General features: G+C 39.5%; 15 protein-coding genes. 12 read left to right on the top strand and 3 right to left on the bottom strand.

The window, feature by feature from the left end; all coding sequences use genetic code 11:
• Positions 1 to 221: 221 nt before the first annotated feature.
• Complete coding sequence (locus AC1RFD_RS03410) at positions 222 to 650, bottom strand: DUF2621 domain-containing protein (protein ID WP_004229468.1); 429 nt, start codon at positions 648 to 650, stop codon at positions 222 to 224.
• A 121-nt stretch (positions 651 to 771) separates the two neighbouring features.
• Between AC1RFD_RS03410 and AC1RFD_RS03415 the strand changes: the two genes are divergently transcribed.
• From AC1RFD_RS03415 to AC1RFD_RS03445, 7 genes are all read left to right on the top strand, one after another.
• Positions 772 to 987, top strand: a complete 216-nt coding sequence (locus AC1RFD_RS03415) for a DUF1659 domain-containing protein (protein ID WP_004229465.1) — start codon at positions 772 to 774, stop codon at positions 985 to 987.
• Positions 988 to 1,001: 14 nt separating this feature from the next.
• Complete coding sequence (locus tag AC1RFD_RS03420) at positions 1,002 to 1,226, top strand: DUF2922 domain-containing protein (protein WP_066037397.1); 225 nt, start codon at positions 1,002 to 1,004, stop codon at positions 1,224 to 1,226.
• A 65-nt stretch (positions 1,227 to 1,291) separates the two neighbouring features.
• Positions 1,292 to 1,414, top strand: a complete 123-nt coding sequence (locus AC1RFD_RS03425; RefSeq protein ID WP_004229459.1) for a YvrJ family protein — start codon at positions 1,292 to 1,294, stop codon at positions 1,412 to 1,414.
• 104 nt (positions 1,415 to 1,518) lie between these two features.
• Positions 1,519 to 2,127: an SCO family protein gene (locus AC1RFD_RS03430; RefSeq protein WP_054550847.1), complete on the top strand. Its 609-nt coding sequence runs from the start codon at positions 1,519 to 1,521 to the stop codon at positions 2,125 to 2,127.
• Between the two features lie 115 nt (positions 2,128 to 2,242).
• On the top strand, positions 2,243 to 2,758 hold the full coding sequence (locus AC1RFD_RS03435; RefSeq protein ID WP_081011064.1) for an RNA polymerase sigma factor: 516 nt from the start codon (positions 2,243 to 2,245) through the stop codon (positions 2,756 to 2,758).
• Positions 2,751 to 3,632, top strand: a complete 882-nt coding sequence (locus AC1RFD_RS03440) for a hypothetical protein (RefSeq protein ID WP_492474494.1) — start codon at positions 2,751 to 2,753, stop codon at positions 3,630 to 3,632. The genes AC1RFD_RS03435 and AC1RFD_RS03440 overlap by 8 nt, the downstream gene beginning before the upstream one ends.
• 63 nt (positions 3,633 to 3,695) lie before the next feature.
• Positions 3,696 to 4,232, top strand: a complete 537-nt coding sequence (locus tag AC1RFD_RS03445; RefSeq protein WP_016992030.1) for a DUF1572 family protein — start codon at positions 3,696 to 3,698, stop codon at positions 4,230 to 4,232.
• A gap of 30 nt (positions 4,233 to 4,262) precedes the next feature.
• On the opposite strand, the gene AC1RFD_RS03450 is transcribed toward AC1RFD_RS03445, so the two are convergent.
• A complete protein-coding gene (locus tag AC1RFD_RS03450) occupies positions 4,263 to 4,829 on the bottom strand; it encodes a hypothetical protein (protein WP_004229454.1) in 567 nt (188 codons plus the stop codon).
• Between the two features lie 101 nt (positions 4,830 to 4,930).
• Between AC1RFD_RS03450 and AC1RFD_RS03455 the strand changes: the two genes are divergently transcribed.
• The 3 genes from AC1RFD_RS03455 to AC1RFD_RS03465 all read left to right on the top strand — a co-directional run bounded on the left by AC1RFD_RS03455 (position 4,931) and on the right by AC1RFD_RS03465 (position 9,720).
• On the top strand, positions 4,931 to 5,749 hold the full coding sequence (locus tag AC1RFD_RS03455) for a hypothetical protein (RefSeq protein WP_403019333.1): 819 nt from the start codon (positions 4,931 to 4,933) through the stop codon (positions 5,747 to 5,749).
• Between the two features lie 155 nt (positions 5,750 to 5,904).
• Entirely contained in the window at positions 5,905 to 7,584 is a 1,680-nt protein-coding gene (locus AC1RFD_RS03460; RefSeq protein ID WP_115673938.1) for a methyl-accepting chemotaxis protein, read from the top strand.
• A 174-nt stretch (positions 7,585 to 7,758) separates the two neighbouring features.
• Positions 7,759 to 9,720, top strand: a complete 1,962-nt coding sequence (locus tag AC1RFD_RS03465) for a methyl-accepting chemotaxis protein (RefSeq protein WP_048390218.1) — start codon at positions 7,759 to 7,761, stop codon at positions 9,718 to 9,720.
• Positions 9,721 to 9,860: 140 nt separating this feature from the next.
• On the opposite strand, the gene AC1RFD_RS03470 is transcribed toward AC1RFD_RS03465, so the two are convergent.
• Positions 9,861 to 11,258: an alanine/glycine:cation symporter family protein gene (locus AC1RFD_RS03470; RefSeq protein WP_054550853.1), complete on the bottom strand. Its 1,398-nt coding sequence runs from the start codon at positions 11,256 to 11,258 to the stop codon at positions 9,861 to 9,863.
• Positions 11,259 to 11,484: 226 nt separating this feature from the next.
• On the opposite strand from AC1RFD_RS03470, the gene AC1RFD_RS03475 reads away from it, so the two are divergent.
• Both AC1RFD_RS03475 and AC1RFD_RS03480 read left to right on the top strand, forming a co-directional pair.
• Positions 11,485 to 12,183 carry an aspartate/glutamate racemase family protein gene (locus AC1RFD_RS03475; protein WP_054550854.1) on the top strand — a complete coding sequence of 233 codons (699 nt, stop codon included), beginning with the start codon at positions 11,485 to 11,487 and terminating at the stop codon, positions 12,181 to 12,183.
• A 1-nt stretch (position 12,184) separates the two neighbouring features.
• On the top strand, positions 12,185 to 13,243 hold the full coding sequence (locus AC1RFD_RS03480) for a DmpA family aminopeptidase (RefSeq protein WP_048390224.1): 1,059 nt from the start codon (positions 12,185 to 12,187) through the stop codon (positions 13,241 to 13,243).
• The last annotated feature ends 54 nt before the right edge of the window (positions 13,244 to 13,297 follow it).

Below are 13,297 nucleotides of genomic sequence, written 5' to 3' on the forward strand. Positions count from 1 at the left end.
AAGCGCGGATAGGAGTCTAAATAAAGAGGAAAAAGCTAGGAAAGTGCAGGATAGCTTCATAAAAGTGGCGGATAGAATCTCAAAAGTAGAGGATAGAGCAGCAAAGCGCGGTTAGAAGTCCAACTAAAGAGGAAAAAGCTAGCAAAGTGCAGGATAGCTTCTTAGGACAATAATCCCATAGCTAAGTAAAAACGCTGCACAAAGATTTGTGCAGCGTTTACTCATTCGAATAGATGTTCGTAGGGGGAGATGTCAATTTGCATTTGCTCTAATTTTTTGCGTAAAAATTTGTGATCGCGTTTTGGTGTTGCTTGGATATAGCCGCGAATAATGAGGTCATTGTTAATGGCAGCTGCTTTTTCTTCTAATGCGAGCTCGCCAATTTTTCCTGCAATTTTTTCCTTCGCCACTTGTCTAAAAAGCTCAGGGACGGGGCTTACGAGTTCATAGAGTAATTCTTTTTCAGCTTGTCCCCACAAGTGAACAGTTTTATCTAAATAATATTCTTGCCAATCTAAATCAGATTTTCCATCCTGCTTTGGGAGTGCCTTTAAAAATTTGCGGAACATGAAGAATCCGCCAATAGCCATCAATGAAATGAGGACGACAACCCAAAATAAAATAAACCATAAAAACCAACCTTGTAACAAATCGTTCACCTCTTTGCCTTCTCTCACTCTATTATAAAAGCTTCCGAAAAAAAATTCATCCTTAATGTCCCTTTTTTAGCAATTCGCCTTTATATAGTGTGCAGAAGGGAGGTGATGCTACATGGCTAATGTTAACTTTGTAAATGCTACACTGCGTCTCAAGTATGTGGATGGCTATGATGAGAACAATGAGCCTACGTTCACCACGAAATCGTATCGAAATATTAACAACACACATAGCGCGGACGATTTGTTAGCTGTTGCTTATGCTATTGCTAGTCTTTCATCACAATCACTGGCTGGCATTGCGAAACAGGAAACACACGATTTATCTTAAGGAGGGATCACAGAATGACACAAGTTCTAGAATTGCAATTTGCCACAACTGATGGGAAAACGACAACCCTTTCGATTGATGCACCGAAGCCGAATATCACGGTGACTGACATTCAGCAGGCAATGGGAACGATTATGGCTAAAAATGTTTTTACTGGGCAAGGTGGTGCACTGTCAGCCATCAAGGGAGCTCGTATTGTAGATCGTCAAGTCACAGAATTTGAAGTAGTAACAGAATAATTCAACAATGGTCTTTGCTACGAGAAGTGCAAAGACCATTTTTAACGTGAGAGAGGAGGAGAAGGATGGAACAGTGGTTGAACATGATATCCGATATCGGTTTTCCGATTTTAGTGTCATTTTATTTATTGCACCGCGTCGAAGTAAAGCTTGATGCGATTCATGCTGCACTCGTTTCATTAAAATGAAATGGATTTCACAAAGATGTACGAAAGCTGTCACTTAGAAGTTCTTGTCAACGCTTACAACCTACGTTAGGATGGGGATAGTGTAGGTTAGGGAGAGTGTTGACATGAAACGTAAATTAATAGGGCTAGTGCTGCTGTTAGCCTGTGCATCTGTGCTAGGCGCATGTGGAAACTCAAAATTTAAAGCAGATTATAGTCTAGAAATACCCGATTTTGAACATGTTAATCAACGTGGTGAAACGGTTTCGCTTGAAAGCTTAAAAGGTAAGCCTTGGATTGGTATGTATATTTTCACAAACTGTGTGTCCATCTGCCCGCCCATGTCATTAAACATGGCACAAGTCCAAGAAAAGCTTCAGAAAAAAGGAGTAGAGGACTATAACATCGTTGCCTTTTCAGTAGATCCAGATGTTGATCAACCAGATGTGTTAGCGGATTATCTTAGTAAATACAATGTTCCAGATGAATCTAAATGGAACCTTCTTACAGGGTATTCACAGAAATATATCGAACAATTTGCGGTGAAAAATACAAAGATTTTAGTGAAAAACGACCCTAACAGTGACCAAGTCATTCATGGCAATCAATTTTTCTTAGTCGATAAAGATGGTGTCCTCGTCAAAATGTATAATGGCTATGCTGAAAACATTGAAGATGTACCGATAGATACGATAGCTTCTGATATCGAAACATATATTGATGAAAATTTATAAAGTAACAGTAAACCGTCTCAAATGGTTGAGGCGGTTTTTTTATGTATTTTTCTATCTGGAAAAATAATCTTTTTCTGGTTGTGAGTCGTTTATAGTGTAGAAGGAGGATGATGGCGTGTCTGATCATGAAAATTTCGAGCAGTTAATGGCTATACATACGGAGCAATTGTTTCGAATTGCTTATTACTATACAAAGGATTTACAAATAGCCGAGGATATTGTACAGGATGTGTTTATTAAGTTCTATCATCAAAAACAATATGAGGAACGAGGAGAGATGAAGGCATACTTAGCCCGCATGACAATCAATAAATGCAAAGATTATTTAAAAAGCTGGGCATACAGAAAAATAACATTTCAGCATAAATTTTTTACCAAACAAAAATCAACATTGCCGGACACACTGATTCGTCAAGATGAACAAGCACTGTTAGATGATGCCATTTTAAGCTTACCTCTCAAACCACGAGAAGCAATTGTCTATTTTTACTTGGAGGAGATGACGATTAAAGAGATTGCGGAGCTACTTGCGATTCCTGAAGGTACTGTGAAATCACGTTTAAAGAAAGGAAAGGAGCTATTAAAAATAGAGTTACAACATATTGAATGGGAGGTGCTTTTCCATGGATAAGCATACAATGCAGGTACTACAAGATGTTTCAGCACATAAGGAAGCCATTATTCATAAGGTTGGACAACAAATTCAGCAAGAGCCTGTTATGCCCAAGCCAAGATGGACATATCGTGCCGTTACGATAATGATTACCTGCTCTATTTTACTATTTATTGCCTGGCAAGCCGCAAAACCGATGGATGAGCTGGCGACACAGGATGGAGGGGTAACACCTACATTCACGGATTTATTTCAAACAGAAGTGGAGGGAAAAGCCACAGCATACAGTAATTTTCTTCCACTTGCTAATTATTTAAGTCAGGCAAAACATATCCAATATTATGCACCACTTCAAGGTTTAGAGGCGATGCAATCAGTAGCAACATCACTGGAGGATGTCGTTCATCTCACTGATCCTGAAAATTTACCATTTCAACCAAATATACATGAGGTCTATGCAATTTCAGCAAAAATGGAGGATGGTAGCCAACAAACGCAATTTCAATTTAGCTATAAAGAAAAATCCTCCACTGGGGTGGATTTACAATTTATTAATTTTACCGTGACAAATGTAAAGTATAATCCCTTAGCGAGCTATGTGAAGTCTAAAAATATGGAAGAAACTTTAGGGATGAAAGTTTCGAATATAGGCTTAAATTTTATGAATCCCCTGTTTTATCGGGAGATATCACCAGAACGAGGTTATGTATATACTTATTATAATTATGATGAGACGGATAAGCGAATCTTTCAAATGACTACTAGAGCCAATGAGTTTTATTCTTACTATAACGGCTATGTCTATCATATCGGGTATCAACTTGATGGAGAACCACAGGAGGTTCAAGAAAAAATGGCGATCCTTGCAAGAGATTTTATTCTTGGCGAATAAGTCATGAGACATTTCAATTGAGCTATAATAGAATGATAGAAAAGAGGGGATGGAGGTTCGACTATGACAATTGCACAAACCTATTTACAAGTTGTTCAGAAAAGATTTCAAAGTGTGAAAGAGCTAGGGGATAAAACACTTGCCCAAATGGAAGAGGCACAATTGCACTGGGCATACAATGAAGAATCCAATAGTATTGCAGTGATTGTAAAGCATATAAGTGGAAATATGGTTTCCCGCTGGACAGATTTTTTAACGACAGATGGAGAAAAGCCAACGAGAAATCGAGATGATGAGTTTGAGGATAGTCTTCACACCAAAGAAGCAATCATCTCAGCTTGGGACAAGGGGTGGCAAGTGTTTTTAGAGGCCTTGGCGAGTTTAACAGAATCCGATTTACAGGGACATGTCACGATTAGAGGGGAGCGACTAGCAGTCATTGATGCTATTGAAAGACAAATGGCACACTATGCACAGCACGTCGGTCAAATCATTTATATCGCCAAATTGGTAAAGGGCTCTGATTGGCAAACACTCAGTATTCCTAAAGGACAGTCACAAGCTTTTACTGAAGCCATGCTAGATAAACATCAACGCTAAAGAAGAAAGATCGTAGCCAAGTAGTAGGTGCTACGATCTTTTTTCTGCTAAATAGAGCTTGTATAAGGCTGTTTCTAGGTCGGTCGCTTGAGCGAGTTCAAATGCCTCCTGCTGACTTCTATGATTTGTGATTATCTCATAGAAAAAGTGAATTAGAAACATGAGATTAGCATTACCCTCAATATAATCATCAGGAGCTAGGTAGGAATGACAGCCACTCTCTAAAAAGGCTGTCGCTAGCTGCTGCCAGCCTAATGTACAGCCTGCCGCAATGACCTTGACACCCTGTAGCTGACAATAGGTTAAGACATCTTGAGGGTCAAAATAGATACTCCTTGGTTCATTTTCTTCATATACCTCTTCTCCTAGCTCAGGCAGACAAAATCGCCCCTCATCGCCGTGAAAGTTTAATAGCAAATAATCCATTTTGTGAGGAAGATCATTTCCAGATAAAATATCAATTAAATCATTTGGTCTGCCAATTAAATCGAGTGTCACTCCTGCACCAAAAGATTCCAGTGCTGCTCGAATGGCCATGGATTCAAAATCACAGTCAGGACCAACTACTAAATGTACGTATAATTCTGGTCTACTCATACATCATCACCTCTATTTAAGTATAGCTGAAACTTATTAGAGTAGTAAATCGTATATTACAATAATTACTATAAATGTAAAGTGGTAAAGGAGGTTATAAAGTGTACAAGAGTGGTTATATTCATACACTTATTCTGGGCATTGTCCTAAGTATAAGCACACTACTACTCTTCATTTACAATGAAAGGCAGCGGGAGGAGCTAGTGCCGCTGCATACTCCCATTCAATCAATTAAAGAGGCTTGGTATTTGTCTGGAAGTAATGGCAAAGAGCAATATTTATATCCATTAAAGCAAGTATTCTACGTCGACCGCTATGAGGTGAAAGATACAGATCGCCTTCAGCAAGTTTTACAAACTAAAAAGGACCTTAGCAGTCGACCAGCAGACCATGAAGCAGTAAGTGATTTATACATACGCTTCCATAATGGCAAGGAAACGGCCTTGAAAGTAATAGTCGAGGATGAACGATTCTTCCTAATGGATCAAAAAACAGGATTGTATTATGTACTGCAAGCACAAGAAGCTGAGGATTATTTTCATTTGTTAAATGAGAAAAGCAAAATGTCGTGGCTATTATTTATTGTTTATACAATTTTATTTTTTGGTCTTGTCTATATGCTTGTAAAGAAACTAATAGCCGCTAAATCCACAGAGAAAGAAAGCATTCCCTCCAATACGAGGGAAAAAAGATCACTAGCAGATTCTATTTATCCAGCCATCCTGCCCTTGGTCATCACATTCTCTATGCAGATTTATGGGGCTCAACATAGCTTACTATTACTGAGTGCGATGATGCTGACTTCAGGCATTCGAGAGTTTTTAGAAAAAAGAGGTCATTTTCTGAAAATGCTCCTACTTCTTCCGCTCTTTTGGTGTTATCTCTATGGTTTCCAAATGATTACTTCCTATTTCAACTAGTAAAATAGTGGATATTATTGTCAATAGATTAGATGCGAAATTCTCATTATTGTTAAATTTTAGCGATAGTTTAGGAGGAGGAGCATAGATTTTATAGGCTAATAGGTTTAGGTAGGCTATACTCAAGTGGATTATAGAAGAATAGAGGGAATCATATGAGACTAACTGTGGAACGGAAATTGCAATTTGCTTTTGGTATTGTCCTCATCTTTTTACTGCTTATATCAGGGATTGCTATGTACTACTTGAATAATAATAATCAGACATTAGCAGAAATCGAAGACAATACGGAATTAATCCATTTATATCAAGATATCTCGTTCCAAACCGTACGAGCGAATGCGGCTATTCGTGGGTATATGTTATATGGCAAGGAAGAAATGCTCAACAATCATCATGAAATCCGAAATACCTTACATACGTCGATTAATCGACTTCAAGAAGTAGGCGATAGTAATCAAGATTTTGATCAATTTTTATCGCAGCTTGACGACTGGGAAAAGGCTATAGATGGGCAGATTGTGCCTCTTTATCAGCGAGGGGATCATCAGCAGGCACAACAAATGGCTTTACCGATTTTAGGTGAGGGCTCTCAGAAATTGGTTGTCTTTGGAAAAACAATGGCAACAGCTCAGCAAGAAGATATGCAGGCTCATATTGAGGCTACCAAGCAAAAAGGAGAAAGAAGTGGCCTGGAAATTATGATTCTAGTGGCTATTTCTCTACTTATAAGCATTATCATTGCAACACTATTTGGTAGACGAATCGCAAAAAATATTCAACAAACAGTAGTTGAAATGGATAAGTTTTCGGAAGGGAATTTGCATACGCATTTACAATTTAAAACCAAGGATGAGTTTGCGCACTTAGCCGATTCCTTCAATAGTATGTCAGAAAAGCTTCGACTGATGATGAAACAAGTCGGAAACTCCTCTGAGCAAGTTGCCGCAACATCCGAACAGCTAACAGCAAGTAGCATGGAGGTTACACAGGCGACAGAGGTGGTAACAGAATCTATTCATGATATTGCACAAGGTATTGATCAGCAGGATACATTAACAAGTGATGTACGAAATTTATCTGCCCATATCTTGAAGAAAATGAATGATATTTCTACAAGCATACAAAGCGTGAATCAAGCAACAGTCAACACGAAAAATATGGCACAAACAGGTCGTTCTTCGGTACATGATGTTACAGCGCAAATGAATGAAATCTCTACTAACACAAGTGAGCTAAATACACGTGTACAAGATTTAGATGACAATACAGCGGCGATTGTATCAGCAGTAAATGTCATTAAGAGTATAGCGACACAGACCAATTTACTAGCAATCAATGCCTCTATTGAAGCCGCAAGGAGCGGGGAGCATGGGAAAGGCTTTGCGGTAGTGGCAGAGGAAGTCCGCAAGCTAGCAGATGAGTCAAATCTTGCTGCAGTCGATATTGAAAAAGTAGTGGCCCAAATTACAGATAGCACGAGGATTATCGAGGAAGATATGGTTAATAGTAATGATTCTGTCCATGTAGGTCGTGAAAAGGTTAATGTGGCAAGGGATAACTTTATACAAATTGATGATGCCATTAATGATGTACAAGCACAGACCGAGCTAGTAACGGCAGCCATTCAAGCAATTCATCAAGATATTGAAAAGTTAGTGCAGGAAATGGACTATATGAGTGAAGTGTCGGTAAAATCAAGCCATCATGTGCAAAGTGTTGCAGCCTCTTCAGAGGAACAAAATGCAGCTATGGAGGAGGTAGCAGCAGCCTCTACCCATCTAGCAAAGATGGCAATAGACCTGCAAGAATCCATTCAATCGTTTAAATACTAAATTCAATTGACCCCTGTCTAGTTACAGGGGTTTTATTTGTCGGTAAAGCCTGAATAATATGAAAATCGTAAAAATGTTAGAAAAAATTTTTTTCGTCCGATAAAAGCTTTGGGAGAAATGTTAAGCAGATAAAGAGAGGGAGAGGTTTAGAAAAAATCAAAAGGAGATTGATATATGAAGAAACTATTTAGCAGTTTTAAGGGCAAGCTTTATACGCTATTCGCGCTAGTATTACTTATCCCTGTCATATCTGTTGGGAGTTTGTCTTATTTATCTGCAAAAGACTCGATTGAAGAAGAAATTTTATTTAGTGCCAATGAAAGTGTAGGCATTTTAAATAAGCTCATTGACAAAACAATTAGTGAGAAAATGAGTGACATCAATGTATTTAGTAGTGAAATAGATGCGCGTCAATATGAAGAAGCACAAGCTTCGATTGTGGCTAAATTTCAGCAATATACAAAGCTTAATGCAGATGTATTGAGTGTTTATATTGGCATGAATGACGGTCGATTTACACAGGAGCCAAAATTGAATGGTGCAGACTATAATCCATTAGATCGAGATTGGTATAAAGAGGCGACAGCTTTAAAAGGTGAAACCTTAATCACCAACCCTTACAAGGATGCGGGGACGGGTGATATGGTGGTAACAGTTGCTAAGCAGACGAAGGATCATGCTGGAGTTGTGGCAATCGATATTAAATTAACCGATCTTCAAAAAATTGCTGATTCAATTCGAATCGGAAAAAATGGGTATCCTTCAATTTTTGGAGAAGACAAGATGGTCATTTCACATCCTACACTTGAAGCGGGAGGGGAGCTGAAAGAAAGTTTCCTTGATAAAATGTATGAAAGTCCATCAGGTACGTATGAATATGTCTTTAATGGTGATGATCGTCTATTATTCTATACGACAAATGAACTGACAAATTGGAAAATAACAGGAACGATTTTTGCTGAAGAAATTGATGAGTCTGCTTCCTCGATTTTATACCATACGATTCTAGTCCTCATAGCAGCAATTATTATCAGTTCCATCATTTTTTATTTTGTAATGAGGGCTGTCATTAAACCAATTAAAGCCTTAAAGGATAGTGCGGTTACGATCAGCAAAGGGGATCTCACGGAAATGGTAACGATTACGTCAAAAGATGAGATTGGCCAATTAGGACAAGCCTTTAATGATATGCAAGAAAGCTTACGGACACTAATTCAAAAAATTGAACAAAATGCAGAGGAGGTTGCTTCTTCAGCAGAAGAGCTAACTGCCAATGCCAATCAGACAAGCATTGCAACAGAAAAAGTGGCGATTTCCATTCAGGATGTTGCAACAAGTGCTGATTCTCAAACGATTAGTGCCAATAAAAATGCAGCTTCTTTACATGAGCTTTCTACTGCCATTCTGCATATTGCTGAAATCTCCTCCGCTGTGACGGACCTTTCACAGCATGCGACATTACAGGCGGATGAAGGCGGACAAGCTGTTCAAAATACAAAGAATCAAATGCAATCCATTCATTTATCCGTAGCAGACTCCAATGCGAAAATCCAGACATTGCATGAACGCTCTCAGCAAATTACATCCATTTTAGATGTGATTACAAGCATTGCAGATCAAACAAATTTACTAGCTTTAAATGCAGCTATCGAAGCAGCGAGAGCAGGAGAGCATGGGAAAGGCTTTGCAGTCGTGGCAGACGAAGTGCGTAAGCTTGCAGAGCAATCACAGGAATCAGCTAAACAAATATTTGAGCTTATCCGAGGGATTCAGCAAGAAACGGAGCAATCTGTCAGTATTATGGCGAAGGTTACAGAGGATGTGCAAAGTGGATTGCATATTTCCGATGAAGCCATTGCAAAATTCCAAGTCATTATGACAAGTATGAATGAGATTACCCCTAAAATGGAGGAGGTCTCCTCAGCCTCTGAACAGATGTCTGCAGGTGTTCAAGAGGTAGCAGCAGTAACAGAAGATTTGGCATTCTCCGCGAAAGGCAATGCAGCGGCGTCTGAGGATGTAGCGGCATCAACAGAGGAGCAATTAGCCTCAATGGAGGAAATCAATGCCTCTGCGCAAGCACTCGCACATATGGCGGATGAATTAAAGCTACTGATTAGTCAGTTTAAATATTAAAGCACAACGCCACTCCAAAATTTTGGGGTGGCGTTAAGTGTTGATTACTAGTAGAGCAAAGTAACCGTTTTTTATAAAATTACCATTTATTTAAATATCGAAAAAACGCCACTCTAATTTTAGAAGTGGCGTTCAGTATTTTATCGATCTTCTTCTTCCCAACAGTCTGTATTTTTTAAGGTTGGGATTGATTTTGCATAGAAGACAGGATTTTTTCCTGCTCTACGTTGCTCAGTAAAGTCGTCTAGCACGAGGAAGGCAATTTTACCGAGTATCATAATGATGGCGATATTGATAAGCGCCATCAGCCCCATAAAGAGGTCAGCGAGATTCCATACAAGCTGTACCTGTGCGATGGAGCCGAACATGACCATAACTAACACTAAAATTCGATAGCAAAACATCCAAGCTTTATGGGCATCCATAAATTCAATATTGGATTCACCATAATAATAATTACCAATAATCGAACTAAAAGCGAAGAAAATGATGGAGATGGCAATAAAATAAGGAGCCCAATCACCAACATGAACAGCTAAAGAATTTTGCGTCAAAATAATACCATCACTCTCACCTTTATCATATAAGCCCGCTAAAATAATGATAAAGGCAGTGGCTGTACAAATCATAATCGTATCAAAAAAGACACCTAAGCTTTGTACAAGTCCTTGTTTAGCAGGATGCGAAGTATTAGCAGTCGCAGCAGCATTCGGTACACTTCCCATCCCTGCTTCATTGGAAAATAAACCGCGACGTACGCCCTGCATGATTGCTGCCCCAATTGCGCCACCAGCAGCTTCCTGTAGGCCAAATGCATGAGTGAAAATTAATGAAAAAACATGTGGGATTTCCGATAAATTAGTCACCACTACAAAAAGAGCTACAAGTAAATAGAAGATGGCCATAACTGGAACAAGAACTTGTGTCACCTTTACAATTCGATGGACACCACCAAAAATAATTAATCCAGTTAAAATGACAAGTATAGCCCCGATAATCTTTGGATTTACATCGAAGGCTTCGCCGACTGAAGTGGCAATTGTGTTGGATTGCACAGCATTAAAAATAAAGCCAAAGCTTAATGTTAATAGAATACTAAAAATAATGCCAAGCTTTCGCTGACCTAATGCTTTCTCCATATAGTAGGCGGGCCCACCACGGAATGTATCGCCATCCTTCACTTTATAGATCTGTGCTAAGGTACTTTCAATGAAGGCAGTGGCCATCCCTAAAATCGCGATTATCCACATCCAAAATACTGCACCAGGACCGCCTACACCAATGGCTAAGGCTACCCCTGTAATATTTCCTGTGCCGACACGTGAAGCAGCACTAATGGTAAAGGCTTGGAACGGAGAAACCCCCGAATCGCCCTCTCTTTTTTCTACAATTAAACGAAACATTTCAGGAAAAAGACGAATTTGTACAAACTTCGTACCGAATGAAAAATATAGTCCTGCTGCTAAAAGTAAGATAATGAGGATATATGTCCATAAAATATTATTTCCACTGTCAACTATTGTTGAGATCCATTCCATAAGTTGTCCTCCTTTCACAATACGCTTTAGTCTACACTGTTTTTTTATTAAAAATCAACTTTTCTAAAATAATGAATTATACTAAAATTTTGATATTTATAATTTATTAATTGAGAAAACTTATTTTATCTACTATTTTCCAATCCTTGTATATTATTTTTGGAAAATTTTCTTATTTTTGTGTGAGAGAGGCGTATAATAATAGAAAAAAAGGAGTGGTGTAGACATGAAAACAATCGGCTTAATTGGTGGGATGAGCTGGGAGTCATCTGCTGAATATTACAGACTTATCAATGAACAGGTTAAACATAGACTAGGGGGCTTACACTCTGCGAAATGTATTTTGTTTAGTGTAGATTTCCAGCAAATTGAGCATTTTCAAGCTAACGGTGAGTGGGACAAAGCAGGTGAGGTGCTAGCTCAAGCTGCACAAGCACTGGAGCGGGCAGGTGCAGACCTAGTCATCATTTGTACCAATACAATGCATAAGGTCATTGATGTTATCGAGCCTGCTATAACCATTCCTATTTTACATATTGCGGATGCCACAGCTAAGCAAATCAAAGAAGCGGGGCTACAGAAAATAGCGCTTCTTGGCACAAAGTACACGATGGAGCAAGCGTTTTATAAGGCAAGGGTAGAAAGCTTTGGCATAGAGGTGATCGTGCCTGACAGCAACGACCGAATGGAAGTAAACCGAATTATTTACGATGAATTGTGTCTTGGTACCATTGTACCAGCATCTAAAAGGTACTATAGCCAAGTGATCGAGGAGCTTGTACATGCAGGGGCGCAAGGGGTAATTTTGGGCTGTACGGAAATCGGCTTACTGATTCAGCAGGAGGATGTCAGCATTCCCGTGTTTGATACAACGGCTATCCATGCACAGGCTGCTGTGTTAATGGCGATTCAGGAGGATGCATAATATGCAGGGAAAAGTAAGACAATTGGGCATTGAAATTGGTGTGTTACCAGTTGGTCAGAAAAACTGCATCACCGATGTAGAAGGAGTTCAAGTGGGGCATGTGACATTGGATGAGCCATTAGATCAGAATGGGGCCTATGCGTGTACAGGCGTTACAGCTATTTTACCGCATGGAGGCAATGTATTTCAGCAAAAGGTAACAGCGGCAAGCTATGTACTAAATGGCTTTGGGAAAACAACGGGACTTGTGCAAGTGAATGAACTAGGTGTACTGGAATCGCCCATTATGTTAACCAATACTTTTGGCGTACCCGCTGTGACACAAGGTACATTAAGCTATATGCTTGATAGGAATGAAGACATTGGACTGACAACAGGAACCATTAATCTCGTTGTGGGCGAGTGTAATGATAGTTATCTTAATTCGATTCGAGCTTGTCCAGTGACACCTGCGCATGCCATAGAAGCCATTCGTCAAGCCTCTACAAAGACGGCACAGGAAGGCGCTGTTGGTGCAGGAAAAGGGATGATGTGTTTCGGCTACAAAGGAGGAATTGGTTCTTCCTCTCGCATCGTCAAAGTAGAATCAAATGAAGTGAACTATACAGTAGGCTGCCTAGTTCTTAGTAACTTTGGTCAAGACAGGGAGTTTTTAGCTGAGCATTACAAAGTCTCAACTATGCAAAACCAATCTACTCTATCACCAACAGATGGCTCCATTATCATTGTCCTTGCGACAGATGCCCCGCTAAGTAATCGACAATTAACACGTGTCATTAAACGCTGTGGTATCGGTTTGGGACGGACAGGCAGTCATTTTTCACATGGTAGTGGCGATATTGTGATTGGCTTCACGACGGCACATTGTATTCCTCATACCGCTGATCAGCTTATTGAGACTAGAACTCAGCTTCGTGAGGATCATCCCATCATGAATCAACTGTTTACAGCCGCAGCGGAAGCGACAGAGGAAGCGATACTAAATTCATTATCCCAAGCTAAGACAACAACTGGCCGCAATGGACATACAGTACAAGCTTACTCCTTTCAACAGGCATAAAAGAAAAGGCTATTGAAACAGCAATTGTGTTTCAATGGCTTTTTTTAGGCCACC

Source organism: Lysinibacillus sp. GW823-FHT02G10, assembly GCF_058797135.1.